Source organism: Micromonospora rifamycinica, assembly GCF_900090265.1.
Taxonomy (GTDB): Bacteria; Actinomycetota; Actinomycetes; order Mycobacteriales; family Micromonosporaceae; genus Micromonospora; species Micromonospora rifamycinica.
This window is the reverse complement of record NZ_LT607752.1, coordinates 1,176,546-1,199,611: the sequence shown is the minus strand read 5'-3', so window position 1 is coordinate 1,199,611 and position 23,066 is coordinate 1,176,546. Positions and strand designations below refer to the sequence as shown.

The following is a 23,066-nucleotide window of genomic DNA, read 5'->3' as shown; positions in this document are numbered from 1 at the left end:
AACGGTATTCCGGAACGGTCAGTTTCCGGCCGGTGGGTGCGCGGGCCGGTAGGCACGTGCCGGGTACGCCCCACCGGCCCCCGCGGCCGAGCCGATCAGCCCTGGGCGTCGCCTCCGGTCGGCGTCGGCAGCACCCGGGTGGCCTCGGCACCCGCACCGGCCAGTACCCTCGCCTGCTGCGGCCAGGTGGCCAGGCTGGCGGTGGCGCGCAGCCCTGCGGCGCGGATCGTGTCCCGCAGGCTCGCCTCGTCGAGTTCGGCGAGCTGCCGGTAGGTGCGGACACCGGCAGCCTGGAGGGCGGCGGCGATCTTCGGGCCGACGCCCTGGATGCGGCGGAAGTCGTCCGCCGGCTCGTCCTGCCCGGTGGCGGCGTCCTGGAGAAGGGCGGCGTCCTGGAGAGGGGCGGTGCCCGCGACGGGGGCGCGGTCCGGGTCGGTGCGCTGCGTCGGGACCACCGCCGCAACGCCTGCCGGCGCGCCATCCACGTCGGCGGCGACCGGGTCGGTGCGCTCCGGCGCGGCTGCCGGGGTTGCCGGCGCGTCGTCGGTGCCGGCGGCGGCCGGGGTGGTGGACTCCGGCGCGGTGACCAGGGCGGCCCGCGCGTCGTCGGTGTCGGCGGCGGCCGGCGCGTCGTCGGACATGGCCGGCTCCGGCTCCGCGCCGGTGATCGGCGTACGGGTGGCCGGGTCCGGCGCGGTCGCCGGGTCGGCCGGCACCGGGTCGGCCGGTGCGGCCTCGGCCGTCGGCTCGGCGGGCCGCTCGGTCACCGGGTCGTCCGCGGCCGGTCCGGTGGCGGTGGGTTCGGCGTCGGCCGGGGTCGGCTCCGGCAGGTCGGCGGCCGGTTCGGGGGTGTCCTCGACGGCGGTCCGGGGGGCGGGGACCGACACGGTGCTCCCGTCGGTGACGGTGACCGGGGCCGACGGGTCAGCGCCGGTGCGGTCGGCGGCGGCCGGCTCGTCCTCGATGTCGGTCAGCGGGACGGGCCGGTCGGCGGCGACGGTGGTGCGCGTACCGTCGAGGGCCGGAACCTGGTCGGCCGACGCGTGGTCGACAGGAACCTCGTCGACGGCTACGGGAACCTGGTCGACCGGGGTCGGGTCGGTCGTGACCCGGTCGGCCAGGGGGGTGTCGTCGACGGGTGCGGTGGGGCCGGTGGTCGCGGCGGCGTCACCGGTGGCCGGCGCGGTGGTGGCCTGGTGCGGGGCGGGCTCGTCCACGACGGCGGCGGGCAGCGGGGCGGCGTCGACCGTGGCGTCCGGGCGCGGGGCGTCGATCGTGGCGGCGGCCTTCTCCTCGGGGGAGAGCCCGACGACCGGGTCACCCTCCACGATGGGCGCTGTCACGGTCGGCTTCTGCCGTCCCCACAGCGCCCACCCGCCGGCCAGGCCGACCAGCAGGGCCAGAATCACGATCAGCCATTGCCCGAAAGTCGACGGCACGGCTACCTCCCTATTGCGTATGTCGTCGTCGCGAGGAAAACGCGAAGACCCGCCGCAGCTTCGCATACGCGTATGTCGGACGACAGGGAGGACCGCCCCTCGTTGCGCAGGTGGAATGCCCGGTGTCGGGCGGTGCCGACACCGCGACGCGGTGTCGTCGCGGCCGCACCCGCCGCAGCCGGCCCTACCAGCGGCGACGGCTCACCCCGGCGGTACCGGCCGGCGACGGTTCACCCCGGCCCTACCGGCCGGCGACGGCTCACCCCGGCGGTGACGGTGGTGACGCTCAGCGCAGGGCCTCCGGGGTGGTCGCGTCGGCGACGTCCCAGCTGTAGAAGCAGCCGGCCGGCGCGTCCCGGGGCGACCGCCAGGTCGGCAGGTACGACGACGTGTGTGCCGACAGCCGCTCGTTGGTCCGCTGGTACAGCGGGTGGTGGTGGGCGGTGACCAGGGTGTCGACGTCCACGTCGGTGGTCTCCATCAGGTGCACGCACAGGTCGTGCAGGCGGTACAGGGAGCGGTGCCGCAGCCCGGTGAGAGCGGGTAGTTCGGTCGCGTCGGACTCGGCGAAGATCTGGGCGACCCGCCCCTCCGCGCCGGGAATGATCCTGCTGACGATCACCAGACGGCTCATCGGACCCCTCTCGCCGGTGGTGTGCCCCGGTCGGTGCGGGGCTCACGGTGGGTCCACCCTGGCGGTGGTGCTGTCACCTGCTCGTCACGCCGCCCGGAGGGATCGTGACGGCGGGTGGCCGGGGTGCGGCGGGTGGCCTGCCGGATCGGCGCGAGAGTCTCGTCGACCAGGGCGCACATCGCGGGGGACGGTTCCAGCCGCAGCTCCCGCATGAGCAGGTCCCGGTAGACGTAGAAGGCGTGCACCGCCTCGAACGCGTTGCCCTCGGCGAGGTGGATGCGTACCACCAGGCGGTGCGGCGTCTCGCGGAGCGGTTCAGCGGCCATCGCCTCCAGGGCGGCCTGCAACGCCTCGCCGTGCCGGCCGGCCTCGAGCTGGTCGGCGGCGAGTTGTTCCAGCATGTGCAGGCGGAGCTGGCGCAGCCGTTCCCGGTCCAGCAGCACCCAGTCGTCGTACCAGCCGGGGAGCAGGTCGCGGGTGCCGGCGGCGAGCGCGAGGGCGGCGGCGTGCGGGTCGCCGCCGCTGCGGACCCGGGCCGCGGCGGCGACGAGGTCGTCCACGTCGAGCCGGACCGTCGGGTCGAGACGGACGGTGTCACCGCTGGCCAGCAGCGGGCAGCACGGGTCCTGGCGGAGCCGCCACAGGGCGGTGCGCAGGGACGACAGCGCCCGCTCCTCCGGCACGTCCGGCCAGAGCAGACCAGCCAGGTTGCTGCGGGTGGCGCCGGGGCGCAGCCCGATCACGGCGATCACCCGTTGCAGCCCCCGGGGCACCACCACGGGGGTGTCGCCGTGCAACAGCCGGAAACCGCCGAGCAGATGCAGGTGTACGGGTGGGTCGCCCGGGACGTCGCTGGTCGGCGGGCTGGCCTGACCGGTCACTGGCGCACCCCCTGCACGGAGAACCTGGGTTCAGCCCGTCCGGTGCCTCGACGCGGTCTCCCGCGACGCCGTGGCCTGGTCGCTCCGCGACGGCGCCGTGCCTGCCGGGCCGACCGGCACGAACACTACCAATGTGATTACTCTCGGTCAATGAAGGTGTAAGCATCGCGACTGGGCCGCAATGCTCCTGAACTGCGAAGTGTCGTCGCGATGGACAGCGAGCGCATAGCTGTTACACAGCATGCGTCAACGCACCGTCACCATGAGACGGGCTGTCGGGTGACGCCCGGGTGACGGGACCGGCCGCAGGGTGTCGGACACCGGGGCCAGTCGCCCGGTGGAGGTACGCCGTGGGGAGGCCGCACCGATGGACCGTCCGCTGATCGTCCCGACCGCCGGGTGGCCCGCGCGGCGACGGCCGCCGGGGAGCAGCGCTGGACCCGTAACCGAGGAGGACCCGAGATGACCGTCACCCACGGCCGACCGCTCACCGGTGAGATCACCGAGATCCTGGTGACCCACTGCGGCCTCGACGCCGATGCCGCCGCCCGCGCGCCCGCCGCCACCCTGGAGGAGTTGGGGATGGACTCGCTGGCGCTGCTGGAACTGTCCGCCGTGGTCGCCGACCGCTGGCGGGTACGCATCCCCGAACAGGCCGGGCGGCTCAGCATCGCCGGCGTGGCCGACCTGGTGGCCGCCGCCGGTCCCGCCGGCCCGGCGCTCGGCGACCCGGCGGCCCCCGGCGTCGGGCACACCGAGAACAGCATTGTCATCGCCGCGCCGCTGCCGCTGGTCTGGGAGATCACCAACGACGTGCCGCGCTGGACCGAGCTGTTCACCGAGTACGCGGTTGTGGAGATCCTGCACCACGAGGGAGACACGGTGCGCTTCCGGCTCACCATGCACCCCGACGAGAACGGCGTCGCCTGGAGCTGGGTCAGCGAACGCACCGCCGACCCGACGACCTGGCAGGTGCGGGCCCGGCGGGTGGAGACCGGCCCGTTCGAGTACATGCGGATCCACTGGTACTACGACACCGAGCCTGCGGGCACCCGGATGACCTGGGTACAGGACTTCGCGATGAAGCCGACCGCCCCGGTGGACGACGCGGCGATGACCGAGCGGATCAACACCAACAGCCGGACGCAACTGGCGCTGATCAAGGAGCGGATCGAGCGGGCGCACGCGGAGGCCGGCGATGAGTGAGGTCACCACCGGACTGGTCGCGGCCCGGGACGTGCCCGCCGACCGGCGGCGCGGCGGGGAGCTGCGGGTGCTGCTCGGCCCGCGTACCGTCGGCAGCACCTCGGGTTTCCTGGGGGTGGTGACGGTGGCTCCCGGTGACCGGGTAGCCGAGCACTACCACCCGTACAGCGAGGAGTTCCTCTATCTCGTCCGGGGCGCGATCACCGTCGACCTGGACGACGAGCCGGTGCCGCTGGCCGCCGGGGAGGCGCTGTTCGTGCCGCGGAACGTGCGGCACCGGTTGCGCAACACCGGGGACGCCACCGCCGAGGTGGTCTTCCACCTCGGTCCGCTCGCCCCCCGCCCGGAGCTCGGCCACGTCGACACCGAGCTGGTGGAGCAGCGGGGACCGTCGTGACCGGCCGGCGCACGGTGGTGACCGGGATCGGGGTGGTCGCCCCGGGCGGCGTCACCCGGGACCGGTTCTGGAAGACCCTCGCCGAGGGCCGGACGGCCACCCGACGGATCAGCCTGTTCGACCCGTCGCCGTACCGGTCGCAGATCGCCGCGGAGTGCGACTTCGACCCGGACGCGGCCGGGCTCACCCCGGCGCAGCGGCAGCGCTCGGACCGGTACGCGCAGTTCGCGCTCGCCTGCGCCGCCGAGGCGCTGGCCGACAGCGGCCTGGAGCTGACCGACGCCGACCGGGACGTCGCCGGGGTGGTGCTGGGGACCGCCGTCGGCGGCACCACCGCCCTGGAGAAGGAGTACGTGCGGGTCAGCGACTCGGGCCGGCACTGGCTGGTCGACCACGCCCTCGGCGGGCCGTACCTCTACCAGGCGCTGGTGCCGAGCAGCCTCGCCGCCGACGTGGCCTGCCGGCACGGGCTGCACGGGCCGGCGCAGGTGATCTCCACCGGTTGCACCTCCGGCATCGACGCCATCGGCTACGCCCACCAGCTCGTCGCCGACGGGGAGGCGGACATCGTGCTGGCCGGGGCGGCCGACTCGCCGATCTCCCCGGTCACCGTCGCCTCGTTCGACGCGATCCGGGCGACCAGCCCGGACAACGACGACCCGGCGCACGCCAGCCGGCCCTTCGACGCCCACCGGCAGGGTTTCGTGCTCGCCGAGGGGGCGGCGGTGCTGGTGCTGGAGGAGTGGGGGCACGCCCGACGGCGCGGCGCGCACGTCTACTGCGAGGTGGCCGGCTACGCCGGTCGTAGCAACGGCTTCCACATGACCGGGCTGCGGCCCGACGGGGTGGAGATGGGTCTGGCCATCACGGCGGCGCTGCGGCAGGCGCGGCTCGACCCGTCGGCGGTCTCCTACGTCAGCGCGCACGGCTCCGGCACCCGGCAGAACGACCGGCACGAGACGGCGGCGTTCAAGCGGGCGCTCGGCCCGACGGCGTACCGGGTGCCGGTCAGTTCGATCAAGTCGATGGTGGGGCACTCGCTGGGCGCGATCGGCGCCATCGAGATGGCCGCCTGCGCGCTGGCCATCGAGTACGGGGTGGTGCCGCCGACGGCCAACTGGACCACCCGGGATCCGGAGTGCGACCTGGACTACGTGCCGAACGTGGCCCGGGAGACCCCGGTCGACGTGGCCCTGTCGGTCGGCAGCGGCTTCGGTGGTTTCCAGTCCGCGATGCTGTTCCGTCGGCTGGCGGCGGCGTCGTGACCGCGCCGGCCACGGAGCCCCGCACGACCGCTCCCGGTCGGGCGTCCGGTCCGGCCCGGTCCGGTGGAGCGGGCCGGGAGCAGGTGCGGGCGGTGGTCACCGGGATCGGTGTGGTCGCGCCCAGCGGCATCGGCGTCGACGCCCACTGGCGGACGGTGACCGGGGGGATCCGGCGGACCGGGCCGATCACCCTGTTCGACCCGGCCGGCTACCCGACGCGGATCGGCGGGGAGGTGCCCGGGTTCGCCCCGGCCGCCTACGTCGACGCCCGGCAGCTCGTGCAGACCGACCGGTGGACCCAGCTCGGCTTCGCCGCCACCGCGTTGGCGCTCGCCGACGCCGGGCTGCCCGCCCGTGCCCCGGACCCGTACGACTGGGCGGTCACCCTGGCCAGCTCGTCCGGCGGGAACCTGTTCGGGCAGCGGGAGCTGCAACGACTCTGGGGCGGGTCGAGCCGGACCGTCGGGGCGTACCAGTCGATCGCCTGGTTCTATGCGGCCAGCGTCGGGCAGCTCTCCATCCACCACCAGTTCAAGGGGCCGTCCGGGGTGCTGGTCGCCGAGGCCGCCGGCGGGCTGGACAGCCTGGCGCACGCGGTACGCACCATCCGGCGGGGCACGTCGGTGGTGATCGCCGGGGCGACCGAGTGCCCGCTGAGCCCGTACGCGCTGGCCTGTCAGCTCCGTTGCGGGCTGCTCAGCGAGGTCGGCGACCCGGCGCTGGCGTACCGGCCGTTCGACCGGGCGGCCGGCGGCTACGTGCCCGCCGAGGGGGGCGCGGTCTTCGTGGTGGAGGAGCGGGAGCACGCGCTGGCCCGGGGTGCCCGGGTCTACGGTGAGGTGACCGGCTGGGCGGCCACCCACGACGCCGTGCACACCGGCCCGGACACCGCCGGTGACCCGGCGACGTACGCGCGGGCGATGCGGTTGGCGCTGGCCCGCGCCGGGAACACCGCCGACGAGGTGGATCTGGTCGTCCCCGACGCGCTCGGGGTGGCCCGCTACGACCGGAGCGAGGCGACGGCGCTGCGGGCGGTCTTCGGTGACCGGCCGCCACCGGTGAGCACCCACAAGTCGTTGACCGGCCGGGCGCACCAGGGCGGGTCGGCCCTGGACGTGGCGACCGCCCTGCTCGCCTTCCACCACGACACGCTGCCCGTCTCGGCGGGGCCGGTCGATCCTGCCCCCGGTTGCGAGCTGGACTTCCTGCGTGCCCCCCGCCGGCCCGGCAGCCGGGTGGCGCTGGTCTGCGCGCGGGGCTTCGACGGGTTCAACAGCGCGCTGGTGCTCCACGGCGCACCCCCGCCGGCCTGACACCCCCGCCCGCCGCCCCTGCCACCCCCGCGCCCCCGGTCCGTCGGTCCTCACCTGGCCCCGCCCGCCTCCCTCACCTGCCAGCCCGCGCCGGTCCGCCCGCGCCGGGTCCGGGCCTGCCCGTCGTGGCGCGCTCCGTCGCGTGATCAGATTGCGGGAAGGTGGCCGACACGCGGGGACGATGGGTGGGACGGCAATCTGATCTGGTGTTCCCGGCGCCCGCCCCGGTCCGGCCACCCGCCGAGCTGCCCGATCGTGCATCGATCCACTGCGGAGGGGCGGGCACGGCGGGGCCGGCGGTACGGTCGCGGGCCGGCGCACGCGCCTGATCCTGCCCCGCCGATCGAGCGGCGGCAATCCAACCGGCCGCCTTTTCTGATCTAGCCATTCGCATCTAGTAATGCTGTTCGCGGCTGTCGTAGGGTTCCGTGAGCACGCCAAGAGACATCACTTTTGGGTGGATTCAGCCCGATTCTATGCTGGACGGTGGCCGGCGGTGACCAGTAATCGCCCGACGGAAGATCCTGCGGCGCAAGACCCCGGTTGGGTGGACGACGTGTTGTTCGCCGGCCGTCCGACCGACGTTTGTCTCCGACTGCCCGAGCCGGTCGACCGGGCCACCCTGCACCGCCTGGTCACCGCGGCGCAGGACCGGCTGAGCGCCGCCGGACTGCGTCCCGGTGGGGCCGTCGCGCTGCGCCTGCCCCCGTCACTGTCCTACGTGGTCAACCTGCTGGCGACCTGGCGTTGCGGGGGCCAGGCCGTCCTGCTCGACCACCGGCTCACCGACCACGAGGTCGACCGGGCGTTGCGGCGGCTCACCCCGCAGGTGGTGGTGTCGCCGGCGCGCACCGGCGGGGGCGCGCTGAAGGTCTTCGTCGACGTCACCGAGACCGTCACCGGCTACGCGGACCGCCCCGCGGTCAGCGGCCACGCGGTGATCCAGCTCAGCTCCGGCTCCACCGGACCGTCCAAGGTGATCGGACGCACCGCCGCCGACCTGGTCGCCGAGGTGCACCGCTACACCCGGATCGACGGGGTGGCGCGGCCCGGCGAGCGGATCATCCTGCTGCCGTCCATGGTGCACGTGCTCGGTCTGGTCGGCGGGCTGCTCTACGGCCTGCACGCCCGCGTCGAGCTGGTCCCGCCGCAGCGGCTCGGCGGCGACGCCGTGCTGGCCGCCATCGCCGCCCAGGACACCCCGGCCACCGTGCTGGGCGTGCCCTTCCACATCGGACTCCTCGCCTCCACCCGCCCCGACCGGCCGCTGCCCCAGTTCGCGCGGATGACCACCGGCGGGGAGCTCGTCCCGCCGGCCGTCGTGCAGGCGTTCACCGACCGGTACGGCGTACCCCTGGGCAACATGTACGGGATGACCGAGGTCGGCGTCATCGGCACCGACCTGCACGGCCTGCACCGACCGGCCATCGCGCCCGCGCCCGGCATCGAGGTCCGCGAGTCCGGCGGCGAGCTGCTGATCAGCTGCCCCGCCTCGCCGTACGTGGGGCTCAGCGACCCCGACCGCTGGGCCGACGGCTGGCTGCGGACCCGCGACGCCGGCACCGTCGACCCGGCCACCGGTCTGGTCACCGTCCGGGGCCGGCTCGACTCGCAGGTCTCCGTGGGGGGCCTGAAGGTCGATCTCACCGAGGTCGAGGCGACCCTCACCGGGCTGCCCGGGGTGGCCGCCGCCGTGGTCGCCTACGACGACGGGATCACCGCGTACGTGCAGCCCGACGGGCCGCTGACCGAGGACACGCTGGACACGCTGCTCGCCGAACGGCTGGCCGGCTACAAGCGTCCGCGCACCCTGCACCTGGTGGCACAGCTGCCCCGGACCACCACCGGCAAGCTGGTCCGCTCGCTGGACGTGCTGCGCACGGTGACGCCGTGACCGGTCCGCTGCACCCCGCCCACCGGACGCTCCCCGGGGACCGCCGGGGCGGCAGCACCGCGTCACCACCGGCCGACCGTCGGTGGTACGCCCGCACCACCCGTGCCCGATGCCCCGACCGGGCACCGGCGACTCGCCCACCGAGAGAGGTTACCGCCATGCGAGACGAGGTCCGCACCTTCGTCATCGACCAGCTTCAGGACATGAACTACGACGTCGACGGCATCGACGACGACACCACCCTCGGCCCCTCCGGGGTGGACCTGGAGTCCCTCGCGCTGTCCGACCTGTCCGTCCGGGTGGAGGACCGCTACGGGCTGCGGTTCGCCGACGACGAGTCGGAGAAGCTGGCCCTGATGACGGTGGGGGAGTTCACCACCATGGTCGCCGAGCGGGTCGCCGGGGCGACCACCGACAACCGCTGATGTCCGGTCAGCCCGACCTGGGGCGAGCTGACCTGGTGGGCATGCTCGCCGAACTCACCGGCAAACCCGCCGACCAGATCCCGCACCGGCTCGGCTCGATGGAGCTGGCCTGGCTGGTGCACCTGGTCGAACAGCGCTACGACGTCCGGATGGACCTCACCGACGACCAGCTCGCCGGCATCCGTACCGTGGACGACGCCCTGACCGTGTTCCACACCTCGCTGACCGCCGCCGCTGATGGTTGAGCGGGCGTCCGTCACGATCTCCGGCACGTACGCGGTCAGCGCCCTCGGCAGGGGGGTGGACGCGCTGCTGGCCGGGGTGCTGTCCGGAACGCCGGCGTTCCGGCCGGTCCGCCGCTTCGACACCACCGGCCGCCGGGTGACCGTCGCGGCCACCCGGCCCGACGTGGCCACCCTGCCGCAGGAGCTGGCGGGCGCGGTCGACGCCGCCTGCGACGCGGCCGGGCTCGACCCCGCGCAGCGGGCCGGGTCGGCGCTGTTCCTGGCCACCCACGGCGGCCCCGCCACGCTGCCCGGCCCGTACGCCGACGACCGACCGGTCGCGGAGACCGACGACCCGTGGTGGGCCGGCGGTGAGCGGGCCGACGACGGTCCGGCCTGGCCGGAACTGCCCACGCTGGCCGCCCGGTTGGCCCGCCGGTGCGGGCTCGGCGGCCCGACCCGGGTCTACACCACCGCCTGCGTCTCGGCGACCAGCGCGGTGGCCGACGCCGCCGCGACGATCCGCCGGGGGGACACCGACCGGGTCGTGGTGGCCGCCGGCTACCTGGTCGAGCCGGACCAGTTCGCGCTCTTCGACACCGGCCGGGCGCTCGCCGTCGACGGCGCGGTCCGCCCGTTCAGCACCGGGCGCACCGGGTTGCTGCTCGGCGACGGGGTGGCCGCGGTCGTGCTGGAGTCCGCCGCCGCGCTGCGCGCCCGGGGCGGCGACCCGGTGGCGACGCTGGCCGGCTGGGGGCGGGCCGGCGACGCGCACCACCCCTGCCAGCCCGACCCGCAGGGTGGTGGGCTGGCCCGGGCGATCGGTGCGGCACTGCACCGCGCCGACCTGCCCGCCGGGGTGGTCGGCTACGTCAACGCGAACGCCACCGGCACCGGATACAGCGACGCCTCCGAGGCGGCGGCGCTGCGATCGGCGCTGGGGGAGCGGGCCGGACAGGTGCCGGTCAGCTCCACCAAGGCCCTGCACGGGCACGCGCTGGAAGCGTCCGGACTGCTCGAACTGGTGGTCACCGTGGCCGCGCTGCGGCACGGGAAGCTGCCGGTCAACGCCGGCTGGCTCGGCCCCGACCCGGCCTGCCCGCTGGACGTGGTCGTCGCCGCGCCCCGCCCGGTGACCAGCCGGTACGCCCTCAGCCTCAACGCCGCCTTCGGTGGCGCGAACACCGCCCTGCTGGTCGGTGCGCCGTGACCGGCACGCGCGGCCCGGGGCCCGGGATCGTCCCGGGCCGTCCGGCCGGCCACGGCGCATCCCGGGTGCTGGCGCAGGCGCGCTGGCCGGAGCCGGGTGACGGACCGCCGCCACCGCTGCCCGGGTTCGTGCACTCGACGTTCGCGCCGCTGGTCGCGGCGGCGGCCGCACGCTGCCTGCACCGCCGGCCCACCCCGGCCCCGGCCGGCACCCGGTGCGCGGTGGTGCTGGTCAGCGCGGCCGGTGACCGGCCCAGCGCCACGCACGTCCGGTCCGTCGTCGCCGCCGGGGGACGGGTCGGCCCGCTGTTCTTCTTCCAGTCGGTGCCCAACAGCGTGGCCGGGCAGGTCGCCGCGCGGTGGGGGCTGACCGGCCCGGTGGTCTGCCTGAGCCCGACCGGTGACCCCCGCGCCGACGCGACCGCCGAGGCGGAACTGCTGCTGTACGACGGCGACGCCGACGAGGCGTTGCTGGTCCTGATCGACGAGGCACCCGACGCGACGCCCACCGGTGCGGTCGCGGTGCTGCTGGGGGGAGGAGACGGTCCATGAGGACGAGGGGACTGCGGGGTGCGCTCGCCGCCGACCCGCAGCTCGGCGCCGGCAACGTGCTGGCCCGGGTACTGGCCCACGGCGCGGACCCACAGGGACCGGGGCTGACCTTCGACACCCCGGTCGACGGACGTCCGGCCGGGCAGCCGCTCACCCTGGGCCAGCTCGACGAACGGGTCGCCGCCCGGGCGTCCTGGCTGCACGCCCGGGGGGTGCGACCGCGTGACCCGGTCGCCGTCTGGGCCACCGCCGCCGCCGACATGGTGCTGAGCTTCCTGGCGCTGACCCGGCTCGGCGCGATCCCGGCGCTGATGAACGGCAAGCTGCGCCCCGAGATCGCCGCCGAGTACGTCCGCCGGCTGCGCGGCGTCGGGGTGCTCGCCGACACCGCCCACACCGACCTGCTGGCCGGGCACGACCTCGGCGTACCGCTGCTGGGCACCCCGGAACAGGCCGGCGGCGGTGACCCGGCGCAGGCCCCGGCCCACTACCGGCACCACCCCGACGACCCGATCGTCATCACCCACACCTCCGGCACCACCGGGGTGCCGAAGGCGGTGCTGCACTCGCACGCCAGCCTCTTCGCCGCCACCCGGCACCTGCTGTCCATGCCGCAGGCGCAGGGCACCCGCCGGATCCTCAACGCGCTGCCCGCCCCGCACACCGCGACGGTGCTCATGGTCAACCAGGCACTGGGCAACCGGGCGGAGATGCTCCTGCTGTCCGAGCAGGGCGGCGAGCGGGTCCTCGACGCCATCGGGCGGTGGCGGCCCGACGGCGTCTTCGGCTTCTCGGTGACCTGGGCCGAGCTGGCCCGCTTCGACCTCGGCGGGTACGACCTGGAGTCGGTGCGGCTGTGGTTCAACACCGGCGACTGCTCGCACGAGCCGCACGTCCGCCGGCTCGTCGCGGTCGGCTCGCGGGACGTGTCCACCCGGCAGGGCGTCACCCGGGTTCCCGGTTCGGTCTTCATCGACGGCCTCGGCTCCAGCGAGATGGGGCACTCGATCTTCCACATCACGCACACCGTCGACACCGACCGGTACGGCCGCTGCGTGGGCCGGCCCTACCGGTTCGCCAGGGTGGCCGTCCTCGACGCCGAGGGCAACGAGCTGCCCCCCGGCCAGGTGGGGTTCCTCGGCGTCGACTCGCCGTCGCTGTTCCGGGGCTACTGGAACGACTCGGTCACCAGCTACCGTTTCCGGCTGCGCGGCTGGTACCTGACCGGTGACCTGGTCCACGCCGACGCCGACGGTCGCTACTACCACCTGGACCGGGCGGTGGACTCGGTGACGCTGCCCGACGGGCGGCGGTTCTTCACCGCGCTGTCCGAGGAGCGGATCCTCGCCGCCTGCCCGGACGTCGCCGACTGCACCGTGCTGATCGTCGCCGACGGCGACACGGTCACCACCGACGTGCTGCTGGAGCTGGCCGCCGGGGCCGACCCGGCCGTCGACCGCGCCGCGACGATCCGGGCCGCGCTCGGGGCGGACGTGGGGGCGACCCTGCGCCGGGTGGTGCCGGTCCGCGCCGACGACATCCCGGTCACCGTCACCGGCAAGGTCCGCAAGGTGGCGCTGCGCGAGCGCTATCTCGCCGGGTCGTCGTCATGACCGTCATGATCACCGGGATGGGCCTGTTCAGCCCGGTCGGACGGGGCGTGGACGCCACCTTCGCCGCGTTGACCACCGGCCGCTCCGGGTTGAGCCGACCGCCCGAGGGGCACCCGGCCGCCGCGTCGCTGGAGGTCGCCGGGGTGCTCCCGCCGATCGACGCGCGGACCGTCGCCACCGGGCCGGAGACCAGGGTGCTCGACCGGGTGGTGCTGTTCGCCCTGCTCACCGCCGCCGACGCGCTCGCCGACGCGGGCATCGAGGTGGGCCGGGACGTCGACCCGGGGCGGATCGGCGTCATCGTCGGCGGGGTCGGCGGGATGGCCACCCTGGAGAGCCAGGTGATCGCCCGGGTCGCCCGGGGCCGCTCGGCGGTCAGCCCGTACCTGCTGACCGGGATCCTGCCCAACATGGCGTCGGCGCGGATCGCCATCGCCCACGGCATCCGGGGCTACAGCTCGGCGGTCGGCACGGCCTGCGCCTCCGGGGCACAGGCGGTCGCCGACGCGGCCCGGCTGATCCGGGCCGGTGAGGCCGACGTGGTGCTCTGCGGGGCCAGCGAGGCGCCGCTCTTCCCGACCTTCGCCGACACCTTCGGCAACGCCCGCGCGCTGGCCCGCGGCTGGGCCGACCCGGCCGAGGCGAGCCGGCCGTTCGACCGGCGGCGCAACGGGTTCGTGCTCGCCGAGGGCGCCGCGCTGCTGGTGCTGGAACGCGCCGAGCACGCCGCCGCCCGGGGGGCCCGGACGTACGCGGAGGTGGCCGGCTACGGCAGCACCACCGACGCCCACCACCCGACCATCCCCCGGCCCGACGGCGAGGGCGCGGCCGACTGCATGCGCGCCGCCCTGGCCAGCGGAAACGTCGCACCGGCCGAGGTCGGCTACGTCAACGCCCACGGCACCGGCACCAAACTCGGGGACATCGCCGAGAGCGCCGCGCTGGGCAAGGTCTTCGGCGTCGGCGGGGTACCGGTCAGTTCCACCAAGGCGCTCACCGGGCACTTGCTCGGGGCGTCCGGGGTGGTCGAGGCGGCGGCGTGCGCGTTGGCGCTGCGGGCCGGTCTGCTGCCGCCGACGTACCACCTGGACGATCCGGACCCGGACTGCCCGGCGGACCACGTCCGGGAAACCCCCCGGGACACCCGGACCGATCTCGCGCTCACCAACTCCTTCGGATTCGGCGGGCAGAACGTGAGCCTGCTGCTGCGGCGGACCACCGGCGCCGATGCCCGACCCGCCGTGCCGGGGAGGTGATCGGTCCTGCGACCCGGGCCGCACGTGCCCGGACGGCAGTCACGGGGGGACATGGGGAAGGGCTGGAGAGATGGACATTCGTCGAATAGACCACATTGAACTGTACGTGGGGGACGCCCGACAGGCGGCCTTCTACTTCGGGACCGCCGTCGGCTTCACCCTGCGGGGGCAGGGCGGGCCGGAGACCGGGCTGGCCGGGCAGCGCTCCCTGCTGCTGGGCCAGGCCGACATCCGGATGCTGCTGACCACCGGCCTCACCGCCGAGCACCCCGCCTCGCAGTACGTGTCCCGGCACGGTGACGGGATCGCGGTGGTGGCGGTGGAGGTCGGCGACGCCGCCGGGGCGTACGCGGAGCTGGTGGAGCGGGGTGCCACGCCGGTGACCCCACCGCGCACCTGGACCGGCGCGGACGCCGAGGTGGTGACCGCCGAGGTGGGCGGCTTCGGGGACGTGCTGCACCGGCTGGTGGAGCGGCGCGGCGACGCCGACGACTTCCTGCCCGGCGGGATCGAGGCGGCGCCGCCCGGCGGGGCCGACCCGCGGCTGCTCGCCGAGATCGACCACCTGGCGGTCTGTGTACCGCCCGGTCAGCTCGACGCCACCGTCGCGCACTACGAGCGGGTCTTCGGTTTCGCGCAGATCTTCGAGGAGCACATCGAGGTCGCCGGCCAGGCGATGAACTCCAAGGTGGTGCAGGACGCCTCCGGGCGGGTCACCCTGGTGCTGCTGGAGCCGGACGCCGGCCGGCGTCCCGGTCAGATCGACGCGTTCCTCACCGAGCACCACGGGGCCGGGGTGCAGCACCTGGGGCTGCGCACCGACGACATCGTCGGCGCGGTCGGCGCGCTCGGGGCGCGCGGGGTGCGGTTCGCCGGCACCCCCGCCGCCTACTACGACACGCTGGAGCAGCGGGTCGGCAAGGTCGACGCGCCCCTGGACCAGCTGCGGGACCTCAGCATCCTGGTCGACGCCGACCACGGCGGTCAGCTCTTGCAGATCTTCACCGAGTCGATGCACGTCCGGCGCACCCTGTTCCTCGAACTCATCGAGCGGCGCGGGGCGCGCACCTTCGGCAGCGGCAACATCAGGGCGCTCTACGAGGCCAAGGAACGGGAGCTGGCCGTGGCGGGGGCGACCCCCGCCGTCGCGGCCGGCACGGCATGAGGAGTTGGGCATGACCACGACGCATCCGACGTTGACCGCCGAGGAGGAGGCGCTGCTCCCCTCGGACGAGGAGGTGCGCCACTACGCCGAGCACGGCTGGTATCTGTCGAAGAAGCTGCTCACCGACGCCGAGGTGGACGCGCTGACCGCGGCCACCGACCGCTACTACGACGGCGAGCGGGACCGCACGCTGCCGGTCCGCCCGCCGAAGCTGGCCTACTGGGAGCCGTCGAAGGGGCCGGTGCAGCGGCACAACGACTACGTCCACTACGAGCACGACGGCATCGCCGCGATCCTGCGCAAGCCGCTGATCGGCGCGGTGGCCGCCCGGCTGGCCCGGGCCGACGAGATCCGGATCTTCCAGTCGACCCTGATCTACAAGCCGCCGATCTCCGGTGAGCCGTCGAACATCGTGCCCTGGCACTTCGACAAGCACTACTGGTCGTCCTCGTCGTCGGAGAAGATGCTCACCGCGTTCATCCCGTTCCACGACTGCGGGGAGGAGATGGGCACCATCACCATGGTCGACGGTTCGCACCGGTGGTCGGAGACCGGCGCGGACGACACCGTGGTCCGGCACTTCGCCGAGCGCGACCGCGACCAGCTGGAGGAGATGCTGGCCGAGAACGCGGCGCACAACGGCGCACAGATCCGCAAGATCCCGATGGTGATCCCCAAGGGACACCTGAGTTTCCACCACTGCCGCACCTATCACGGCAGCGGCCCCAACGTCAGCGGACGCCCGCGTCGGGCGATCTCGCTGCACCTGCAGGACGGCGACAACGCCCACCGGGAGTTCCCGCTCTCCGACGGCACCCTCGCCGCGTACAACCACGACGTGCTGGTCCGCCGTACCCCCGAGGGGCGGCCGGACTACGCGGATCCCGACTACTGCCCGGTCATCTGGCGCGAGCGCGCCCAGCAGGAAGGCTAGAACATGTCACGGTACGACTGGGGTAAGACACACCCGGGCATCGAGCGGCTGGAGCAGGCGGTGACCGCCCGTCGCGAGGTGGTGGTCAAGCACCCGCTCTACGCCAACCTGGACACCCACGAGGCGCTGGTGACCTTCATGGAGCACCACGTCTTCGCGGTCTGGGACTTCATGTCCCTGCTGAAGTCGTTGCAGCGGCAGCTCACCTGCGTCGACGTGCCCTGGATCCCCACCGGGCCGACCGGCAGCCGCCGGTTGATCAACGACATCGTGATGGTGGAGGAGAGCGACGAGCTGGGCGAGGGCTTCATCAGCCACTTCGAGCTGTACGTGCGGGGGATGGGTGAGGCCGGTGCCGACACCACCGCCGTCGACCGGCTGGTGGAGCTGCTGCGCGGCGGGGCGTCGGTGACCGACGCGCTGGTCGAGGCCGGCGTGCCCGCGCCGTCGCGGGCGTTCGCCGCCACCACCTGGCAGATCATCTCCTCGACCCCGGTGCACTGCCAGGCCGCCGCCTTCGCGTTCGGCCGGGAGGACCTGATCCCCGACATGTTCACCCAGGTCGTCGCGGTCAACGAGCGCAGCAACCGGCTGCACACCTTCGTCGACTACCTGGAGCGGCACATCGAGGTCGACGGCGAGCAGCACACCCCGATGGCGATGCAGATGCTCGCCGACCTGTGCGGCGACGACGACACCAAGTGGCAGGAGTGCGCGGACACGGTCAACCTGGCGCTGACCGCCCGCGCGCAGCTCTGGGACGACATCCTTGCCGCCGTCAAGGAGGGCCGCGACCGGTGACCGACGCCGACCCGGCCCGGCTCTACCGCACGGTACGGCTGATCCGTCGGTTCGAGGAGCGGGCCATCGCCCTGGTCCGCTCCGGGCACATCGTCGGCGGCATCCACCCCTACCTCGGTCAGGAGGGGATCGCCGCCGGCGTGTGCGCCGCCCTCGGCGAGGGGGACCTGGTCACCGGCACCCACCGCGGGCACGGGCACGTGCTCGCCAAGGGTGCCGACCCGGCCCGGATGATGGCCGAACTGTGCGGCCGGGAAACCGGACTGAACCGGGGCCGGGGCGGCTCGATGCACGCGGCGGACCTGTCCATCGGGGTGCTCGGCGCGAACGCCATCGTCGGCGCGTCCCCGGCCATCCTCACCGGCGCGGTGTGGGCGCACCGGCAGCGCGGCAACGCGGTGTTCGGGGCGAGCTTCTTCGGCGACGGTGCGGTCAACGAGGGGATGCTGCTGGAGGCGTTCAACCTGGCCGCGCTCTGGCGGGTGCCGGTGCTGCTGGTCTGCGAGAACAACGGCTACGCCACCACCATGCCGGTGGCCGGCGCGGTCGCCGGCACCATCACCGGCCGGGCCGAGGCGTTCGGCATCCCGGCCGTGGTCGTCGACGGGCAGGACCCGGAGGCGGTCCGGCGGGTCACCGCCGCCGCCGTCGCGCGGATGCGCGACGGCGGCGGGCCGGAGCTGGTCGAGGCCTGTACCTACCGGTTCGACGCCCACCACACCTTCGAACACTCGGTACGCCTCGACTACCGCACGCCGCAGGAGGTGGCCGACGGCCGGTCCCGGGATCCGGTGGAGATCCAGGGTGCCCGGCTGCCGGCCGCCGCCCGGGAGGCCGTCGACGCCGAGGTGGAGGCGACCCTCGACGCGGCCGTCGCGTTCGCGCTGGCCGGCCCGGAGCCCGACCCGGCCGGGGCGCTGGACCACCTCTACGCCAGTGGGCTGACCGCCCGGGGAGGTAGCTGATGCCACGGCTGTCGTACCGCAAGGCGCTGACCCGGGCGCTGACCGACGAGATGACCCGGGACGAGTCGGTGTTCCTGCTCGGCGAGGACATCCGGGTGGGCGCGTCGAACGTCACCCCGGGCCTGCTGAAGCGGTTCGGGCCGGACCGGGTGCTGGACACCCCGCTGTCGGAGCAGGCGTTCACCAGCTTCGCCACGGGGGCCGCACTGGCCGGGCTGCGGCCGGTGGTGGAGTTCCAGATCCCGTCGCTGCTGTTCCTGGTCTTCGAGCAGATCGTCAACCACGCGCACAAGTTCCCGATGATGACCGGCGGGCAGTGCTCGGTGCCGGTGACATACCTGGTGCCGGGCTCCGGTTCCCGGACGGGCTGGGCGGGGCAGCACTCCGACCACCCGTACTCCCTCTTCGCGCACGTCGGGATCGTCACCGTGGTGCCGGCCACCCCGGCGGACGCGTACGGGCTGCTGGCGTCGGCGATCCGGCACGACGACCCGGTGGTGGTCTTCGCCCCGGCCGCCGCGCTGGACGTCCGCGACGACGTGGACTTCGCCACCCTCGCCCCGGTGCCGCTCGGGCGGGGGGTGGTCCGCCGGGCCGGCGACGACGTCACCGTGGTCGCCGTGGGGCACCTGGTGCACGACGCGCTGGCCGTCGCCGAGGAGCTGGCCGACCAGGTGTCGGTGGAGGTGTTCGACCCGCGCACGCTCTACCCGTTCGACCTCGACGCGCTGGTCGACTCGGTGTCGCGCACCGGTCGGCTGGTGGTGGTCGACGACTCCAACCGCTCCTGCGGCATCGCCGCCGAGATCATCACCTCGGTGCTGGAGCGGGTGCCGCTGACCGCGCCGCCGCGTCGGGTCACCCGGCCGGACGGCGCGGTGCTGCCGTTCGCGCCCGGACTCGACCGGGCGGTACAGCCCGGCCGGGCCGCCCTGACCGCCGCCATCCACCACGTGACCAAGGACTGTCCATGATCGATGTGAACTACCCGTGGCCGGAGCCCGGCCGGGCCTGGGCGGAGCTGCCGGAGTCGACCCGTACCGCGATGGTCGCCGCGGGGGCGCAGGAGTGGGAGCGGATCTTCCACGGTCGGGCGACGTACAACAAGCAGTGGCGGCTGGCCCGGCCGCCGGTGCTGGCCGCCGACGCGTTCCGCGAGCTGAACGAGGTCTGCGACCGGATCGCCCAGCTCGTCCTGGACGCCTGCCGCCGGCGCGCGGCCACCGCCGGTGAGCTGCGCGCGTTGCTCGGGGTGCCGGCGGGGCAGACCCGGCTGCTCGACGAGGACGAGCCGCTGACCGAGGCGCTGCTGGCCGCGTACCGGCCGGACGTGCTGTTCTCCGGCGGGGAGCCGCGGATCGTCGAGTACAACATCGACAGCAGCCTGGGCGGCGGTTTCGACGCCGACACGGTGATCCAGCGGTTCGGCGCGCTCTACCGGGAGCGGGGGCTGCTCGACGGCCTGTCGGTCCGCCCCGCGCCGTCCCTGCTGGACCAGCGGTTCGTGGCGATCCGCAGCGAGCTGGGCCTGCCCGAGGGGGCCCGGGTGGCGCTGCTGATGGACTTCGAGGCCGACTACCCGGGGCTGGACGACCCGGAGACGTTCATCCGGATCCTGTCACCGCTGGTCGACCAGGCCCGCCCGTTCGGCATCGACCTGGTCATCGCCCCGGTCGCCACGGCCACCCTGGACGCCGACCGGCGGCTGGTGGTCGACGGCGCCCCGGTGGACGCGCTGTTCCGGCTCTTCGTGCCCAACCGGGTCACCCCGAGTGCCGGGCTGACGGCGGTGGCCGGGGCGCTCGACGCGGGCACCCTGCCGATGTTCGTCAGCGCCGCCGCCTGGCTGCTCGGCAACAAGATCAACTTTGCCTGGCTCTACCAGGACCTCGACCTGCTGCCCGCCGCCGACCAGGCCCTGATCCGCCGGTACGTGCCACACACCGTGGCGTTCACCGCCGCCGAACTGGACCGGGCGCTGGCCGACCGGGAGAACCTGGTCGCCAAGCCGGCCGACGGTTCGGCCGGCCAGGGGGTGCTCATCGGCCGGGAGCTGAGCCCGGGGGAGTGGGCGGACGGGCTGCGCGCCGCCCTCGACCGGGGCGGCGACATCCTCCAGCGGTACATGCCCGCCGACCGGGTGGCGATGGACTTCGTGCAGATCGAGACCGGCGAGACGGTGACCGCCGAGGTGCCGTACAGCATCGCCCCGTACCTGTTCGGCCGCACCGGCTCCGGCGCCCTGGCCCGGGTCGGCTACCCCGGCTGCGACGAGGTCCTCAACCTCGCCCGAGGCGTCCTCCTCACCGGCATCCTCCTGACCCCCTGACAGCCTTGCCTTCCCTCCCCCGCGCCCTCCGGCCCCCTTCCGGGGCTGATCAAGAGGTTTGCGTCAGCCTCGCGGCGGGTTGGTGACCTGAAACTCTTGATCACCAACCCGCCTCGCCCGGTTGGGGTGAGGGACCTGCCTCGCCCGGTTGGGGTGAGGGAGCGGAGGAGTGGGTGGGCGTCAGGGGTTGGGGTGGTGGGGGAGCCGGGTGGCCAGGTGGGCGCCGAGGCGGCGGATCGTCTCCGCTGCGGCGATGGCGTCGCTGCGGGCGCTGCCGTGTCGGCCGTCGCTGCTGTACATCGACGGGTCGCTGCCGGCCGGATGATCGGTCAGGTGCACGTGCAACGCGCCCAGCCGGTCGGCGAGCCGGCCGGTACGCGAGGAGAGCAGCCGCATCCGGGTGTTGAGGCCGGGGCGCAGCGCCGGCGGGACGGCCGGGCTGTGCGAGACGTCGAACATGCCCACCGTGATGACGTCCGCTCCGGCGTCGCGCAACGCGCCGACGATCGCACTCAGCTCGGTGTCGACCGCGTCCGGGTCGAACGCCGTCCGGAAGGCGTCGTTGCCACCGCAGGCCACCAGCGCCAGGTCGGGCGAGAAGGCCAGCGCCCGGTCCAACTGCCCGGCCCGGACCTGCTGCGCCCGCAGCCCGCGCCGACCCAGATTCAGGTACGCCAACCCGGGGCGCACCGCCGACAGTTCGGCGGCGATCCGGTCCGCCCACTGCACGTCGGGGTACCCGTCGACCGGTTCACACATCCCCTCGGCGACGCTGTCGCCGAGCACCACGAACCGGTGCCACGGATGGCCGTGCAACAGCGCGGCGCTCTCCCCCTCACGCAGGCAGTACGGATCGGTGGCTTCGGTCAACGTCGATGACATGGGCGGCAATGTAGCCGACCCGACCGGTGGCGTCGATCTCCGTGACCGCGCCGATCGCCTGATGGTCGTCCGGGTGCGCCGAGCAGCCTCGGTCGCCGGATTCTGACCGCCCTCGCCGGTAGGTTGCCGGCACCGGGCCACGGGGACCGGTGGCGACCGGGTAACGGAGTGGGCGATGCGAGTGCCGGATCTTCGTCCACCCGGTGCTGACCGGCCGGGGCAACCTGCTGTCCGGGCCGGCGGAGCGCCACGACGACCTGCGACTGATCGAGACCCGGGCGTTCGGCAACGGCCTGGTGTTGCTGCGCCACCAGCGCTGAACCGGCGCCGGTCGGCGGGCGGCTCCCGGAAAACCGTTCCCGGGGTCGGGCCGGCGGACGGCCCCGGTCAGGTCGCCGTGGTCGCCGTCGGGGGTGTGGAGCGGCCCATCCGCAGCGGCCCGGCGACCAGGGGCAGCACGGTCAGCACCGCGCACACCACCGCCATCACCAGCAGGGCCGGCCGCAGCCCCAGGGACGCCACCGACCAGCCGCCGAGCAGCGCGCCCACCGGCAGCCCGACGAACGCCAGCGAACCCGAGATCCCCAGCACCCGGGTCTGCAACTCGTCCGGCACCCGTTCGTAGAGGGTGGCGCCGAGCAGCGGGTTGACCGCCGCGATCCCGACCCCGGACAGGAACGTCACCACCAGCACCACCACCAGATGGTCGGTCAGCGCCAGGACCAGCAGTCGGGGTGCGCCGCTCAGCGCCGCCCCGGCGGCGAACACCAGGGTGCGGGGCAGCCGGGGGCCGAGCACGGTGAAGACCACGTTGCCGAGCAACGCGCCCCCGGCGAACACCCCCAGCACCAGGCCGAAGCCGGCCGGGTCGCCGAGTTCGTCGCGGACCCACAGCGGTACCCAGACCGCCGTGTTGGCGGCGGCGAACATGTTCAACGCGGAGACCACCACCAGCATGGTCAGCAGCACCCGGTCGGTGCGCAGGTAGCCGAAGCCGGTACCCAGCGCCCGGAAGTAGCCCTCGCGGGGGGCGACCGGGGCGTCGGCGGCGGGCGGCCGGACCAGCACCCCGACCAGCAGCGCACAGAGCGCGAAGGTCCCCGCGTCGATCCAGATCGCCCGGGTCACCCCCACCCAGTCGATGAGCAGGCCGCCGACGACCGTGCCGAACAGGGCCACCCCGCGCAGCAGACCGTCGTAGGTGGAGGTCAGCCGGATCAGCTCCACCCCGGCGCGCTGGGCCGCCGGCCGAAACATGACGTGCTTGACCCGGTCGCCGATGCCGCGCAGTCCGCCGGCCACCGCGACGAGGGCGACCAGCGCCCCGAACCCCAGCCACGGTGCCAGCGCCACCACCGCGATGACGGCCGCGCTCGCCGCGTCCACCACGATGGAGGTACGCCGTACCCCGAACCGGTCCGCCCAGGGGGTGGCCAGCGAGCTGGAGAGCATGTACGGAAGGAACTCCGCCGCCGCGACGATGCCCATCTTGGCCGGGCTGCCGGTGGTGGTGAGCACCAGCCAGGGAATGGCCACCACCGAGATGCGACTGCCCAGGTTGGAGATCAGGTCGGCGGCGACCAGGGTGACCAGTTCCCGCCGTGCGGCCCGCCGGGCCGGCGACCCGACCTCTCCCGCCGGCATCCCCCCGGCCGACGTCCCCCGCCGGCCGGTGTGCGGCT

22 protein-coding genes are annotated in these 23,066 nt (G+C 74.3%); 17 read left to right on the top strand and 5 right to left on the bottom strand.

The annotated features are described in order from the left end of the window. Positions 1-95 precede the first annotated feature (95 nt). From GA0070623_RS30790 to GA0070623_RS05095, 3 genes are all read right to left on the bottom strand, one after another. On the bottom strand, positions 96-1,439 hold the full coding sequence (locus GA0070623_RS30790) for a hypothetical protein (protein WP_067308438.1): 1,344 nt from the start codon (positions 1,437-1,439) through the stop codon (positions 96-98). 286 nt (positions 1,440-1,725) lie between these two features. Beyond that, positions 1,726-2,073 carry a TcmI family type II polyketide cyclase gene (locus tag GA0070623_RS05100; RefSeq protein ID WP_067308435.1) on the bottom strand — a complete coding sequence of 116 codons (348 nt, stop codon included), beginning with the start codon at positions 2,071-2,073 and terminating at the stop codon, positions 1,726-1,728. Then, positions 2,070-2,954: an AfsR/SARP family transcriptional regulator gene (locus GA0070623_RS05095; RefSeq protein WP_084261303.1), complete on the bottom strand. Its 885-nt coding sequence runs from the start codon at positions 2,952-2,954 to the stop codon at positions 2,070-2,072. The genes GA0070623_RS05100 and GA0070623_RS05095 overlap by 4 nt, the downstream gene beginning before the upstream one ends. A 462-nt stretch (positions 2,955-3,416) precedes the next feature. Between GA0070623_RS05095 and GA0070623_RS05090 the strand changes: the two genes are divergently transcribed. From GA0070623_RS05090 to GA0070623_RS05010, 17 genes are all read left to right on the top strand, one after another. Then, complete coding sequence (locus GA0070623_RS05090) at positions 3,417-4,160, top strand: SRPBCC family protein (RefSeq protein WP_067308432.1); 744 nt, start codon at positions 3,417-3,419, stop codon at positions 4,158-4,160. Then, a complete protein-coding gene (locus GA0070623_RS05085) occupies positions 4,153-4,557 on the top strand; it encodes a cupin domain-containing protein (RefSeq protein WP_067308430.1) in 405 nt (134 codons plus the stop codon). Before GA0070623_RS05090 ends, GA0070623_RS05085 begins: the two co-directional genes overlap by 8 nt. Beyond that, positions 4,554-5,822: a beta-ketoacyl-[acyl-carrier-protein] synthase family protein gene (locus tag GA0070623_RS05080; protein ID WP_067308427.1), complete on the top strand. Its 1,269-nt coding sequence runs from the start codon at positions 4,554-4,556 to the stop codon at positions 5,820-5,822. The genes GA0070623_RS05085 and GA0070623_RS05080 overlap by 4 nt, the downstream gene beginning before the upstream one ends. Before the next feature lie 83 nt (positions 5,823-5,905). Beyond that, positions 5,906-7,135 carry a beta-ketoacyl synthase N-terminal-like domain-containing protein gene (locus GA0070623_RS05075; protein WP_067308454.1) on the top strand — a complete coding sequence of 410 codons (1,230 nt, stop codon included), beginning with the start codon at positions 5,906-5,908 and terminating at the stop codon, positions 7,133-7,135. Between the two features lie 547 nt (positions 7,136-7,682). Then, the gene (locus GA0070623_RS05070) at positions 7,683-9,029 is read left to right on the top strand and encodes a class I adenylate-forming enzyme family protein (protein ID WP_231932665.1); all 1,347 of its coding nucleotides are present in this window, start codon (positions 7,683-7,685) and stop codon (positions 9,027-9,029) included. Between the two features lie 158 nt (positions 9,030-9,187). After that, positions 9,188-9,454 (top strand): acyl carrier protein, encoded by a 267-nt coding sequence (locus GA0070623_RS05065; RefSeq protein WP_067308421.1) that lies wholly within the window; start codon positions 9,188-9,190, stop codon positions 9,452-9,454. Continuing rightward, a complete protein-coding gene (locus GA0070623_RS05060; RefSeq protein ID WP_067308418.1) occupies positions 9,454-9,699 on the top strand; it encodes a hypothetical protein in 246 nt (81 codons plus the stop codon). Before GA0070623_RS05065 ends, GA0070623_RS05060 begins: the two co-directional genes overlap by 1 nt. Then, positions 9,692-10,888, top strand: a complete 1,197-nt coding sequence (locus tag GA0070623_RS05055) for a beta-ketoacyl-[acyl-carrier-protein] synthase family protein (RefSeq protein ID WP_067308415.1) — start codon at positions 9,692-9,694, stop codon at positions 10,886-10,888. The genes GA0070623_RS05060 and GA0070623_RS05055 overlap by 8 nt, the downstream gene beginning before the upstream one ends. A gap of 65 nt (positions 10,889-10,953) precedes the next feature. Next, entirely contained in the window at positions 10,954-11,439 is a 486-nt protein-coding gene (locus GA0070623_RS05050) for a beta-ketoacyl synthase chain length factor (RefSeq protein WP_067308451.1), read from the top strand. Then, a complete protein-coding gene (locus GA0070623_RS05045; RefSeq protein WP_067308412.1) occupies positions 11,436-13,052 on the top strand; it encodes a class I adenylate-forming enzyme family protein in 1,617 nt (538 codons plus the stop codon). Before GA0070623_RS05050 ends, GA0070623_RS05045 begins: the two co-directional genes overlap by 4 nt. Next, a complete protein-coding gene (locus GA0070623_RS05040; protein WP_067308409.1) occupies positions 13,049-14,308 on the top strand; it encodes a beta-ketoacyl-[acyl-carrier-protein] synthase family protein in 1,260 nt (419 codons plus the stop codon). The genes GA0070623_RS05045 and GA0070623_RS05040 overlap by 4 nt, the downstream gene beginning before the upstream one ends. A gap of 70 nt (positions 14,309-14,378) precedes the next feature. Continuing rightward, on the top strand, positions 14,379-15,473 hold the full coding sequence (gene hppD, locus GA0070623_RS05035) for a 4-hydroxyphenylpyruvate dioxygenase (RefSeq protein ID WP_067308406.1): 1,095 nt from the start codon (positions 14,379-14,381) through the stop codon (positions 15,471-15,473). 10 nt (positions 15,474-15,483) lie between these two features. Further along, the gene (locus GA0070623_RS05030; protein WP_067308403.1) at positions 15,484-16,407 is read left to right on the top strand and encodes a phytanoyl-CoA dioxygenase family protein; all 924 of its coding nucleotides are present in this window, start codon (positions 15,484-15,486) and stop codon (positions 16,405-16,407) included. A gap of 3 nt (positions 16,408-16,410) precedes the next feature. Further along, positions 16,411-17,208: a DUF3050 domain-containing protein gene (locus GA0070623_RS05025; RefSeq protein WP_067308400.1), complete on the top strand. Its 798-nt coding sequence runs from the start codon at positions 16,411-16,413 to the stop codon at positions 17,206-17,208. After that, on the top strand, positions 17,205-18,173 hold the full coding sequence (locus tag GA0070623_RS05020; RefSeq protein ID WP_067308397.1) for a thiamine pyrophosphate-dependent dehydrogenase E1 component subunit alpha: 969 nt from the start codon (positions 17,205-17,207) through the stop codon (positions 18,171-18,173). Before GA0070623_RS05025 ends, GA0070623_RS05020 begins: the two co-directional genes overlap by 4 nt. Continuing rightward, complete coding sequence (locus GA0070623_RS05015; protein ID WP_067308394.1) at positions 18,173-19,147, top strand: alpha-ketoacid dehydrogenase subunit beta; 975 nt, start codon at positions 18,173-18,175, stop codon at positions 19,145-19,147. The genes GA0070623_RS05020 and GA0070623_RS05015 overlap by 1 nt, the downstream gene beginning before the upstream one ends. Beyond that, the gene (locus GA0070623_RS05010) at positions 19,144-20,502 is read left to right on the top strand and encodes a hypothetical protein (protein ID WP_067308391.1); all 1,359 of its coding nucleotides are present in this window, start codon (positions 19,144-19,146) and stop codon (positions 20,500-20,502) included. The genes GA0070623_RS05015 and GA0070623_RS05010 overlap by 4 nt, the downstream gene beginning before the upstream one ends. A gap of 180 nt (positions 20,503-20,682) precedes the next feature. On the opposite strand, the gene GA0070623_RS05005 is transcribed toward GA0070623_RS05010, so the two are convergent. Both GA0070623_RS05005 and GA0070623_RS05000 read right to left on the bottom strand, forming a co-directional pair. Further along, positions 20,683-21,384 carry an SGNH/GDSL hydrolase family protein gene (locus tag GA0070623_RS05005; protein WP_067308388.1) on the bottom strand — a complete coding sequence of 234 codons (702 nt, stop codon included), beginning with the start codon at positions 21,382-21,384 and terminating at the stop codon, positions 20,683-20,685. Between the two features lie 387 nt (positions 21,385-21,771). Then, positions 21,772-23,028 carry an MFS transporter gene (locus GA0070623_RS05000; RefSeq protein WP_067308448.1) on the bottom strand — a complete coding sequence of 419 codons (1,257 nt, stop codon included), beginning with the start codon at positions 23,026-23,028 and terminating at the stop codon, positions 21,772-21,774. Positions 23,029-23,066: the final 38 nt, after the last annotated feature.

Bases quoted from the DNA above. Each gene is read 5' to 3' on its own strand.
- GA0070623_RS05100 (WP_067308435.1), bottom strand. From the start codon at position 2,073: ATGAGCCGTCTGGTGATCGTCAGCAGGATCATTCCCGGCGCGGAGGGG.
- GA0070623_RS05090 (WP_067308432.1), top strand. From the start codon at position 3,417: ATGACCGTCACCCACGGCCGACCGCTCACCGGTGAGATCACCGAGATC.
- GA0070623_RS05085 (WP_067308430.1), top strand. From the start codon at position 4,153: ATGAGTGAGGTCACCACCGGACTGGTCGCGGCCCGGGACGTGCCCGCC.
- GA0070623_RS05065 (WP_067308421.1), top strand. From the start codon at position 9,188: ATGCGAGACGAGGTCCGCACCTTCGTCATCGACCAGCTTCAGGACATG.
- GA0070623_RS05060 (WP_067308418.1), top strand. From the start codon at position 9,454: ATGTCCGGTCAGCCCGACCTGGGGCGAGCTGACCTGGTGGGCATGCTC.
- GA0070623_RS05055 (WP_067308415.1), top strand. From the start codon at position 9,692: ATGGTTGAGCGGGCGTCCGTCACGATCTCCGGCACGTACGCGGTCAGC.
- GA0070623_RS05045 (WP_067308412.1), top strand. From the start codon at position 11,436: ATGAGGACGAGGGGACTGCGGGGTGCGCTCGCCGCCGACCCGCAGCTC.
- GA0070623_RS05040 (WP_067308409.1), top strand. From the start codon at position 13,049: ATGACCGTCATGATCACCGGGATGGGCCTGTTCAGCCCGGTCGGACGG.
- hppD (WP_067308406.1), top strand. From the start codon at position 14,379: ATGGACATTCGTCGAATAGACCACATTGAACTGTACGTGGGGGACGCC.
- GA0070623_RS05030 (WP_067308403.1), top strand. From the start codon at position 15,484: ATGACCACGACGCATCCGACGTTGACCGCCGAGGAGGAGGCGCTGCTC.
- GA0070623_RS05025 (WP_067308400.1), top strand. From the start codon at position 16,411: ATGTCACGGTACGACTGGGGTAAGACACACCCGGGCATCGAGCGGCTG.
- GA0070623_RS05015 (WP_067308394.1), top strand. From the start codon at position 18,173: ATGCCACGGCTGTCGTACCGCAAGGCGCTGACCCGGGCGCTGACCGAC.
- GA0070623_RS05010 (WP_067308391.1), top strand. From the start codon at position 19,144: ATGATCGATGTGAACTACCCGTGGCCGGAGCCCGGCCGGGCCTGGGCG.
- GA0070623_RS05005 (WP_067308388.1), bottom strand. From the start codon at position 21,384: ATGTCATCGACGTTGACCGAAGCCACCGATCCGTACTGCCTGCGTGAG.
- GA0070623_RS05000 (WP_067308448.1), bottom strand. From the start codon at position 23,028: ATGCCGGCGGGAGAGGTCGGGTCGCCGGCCCGGCGGGCCGCACGGCGG.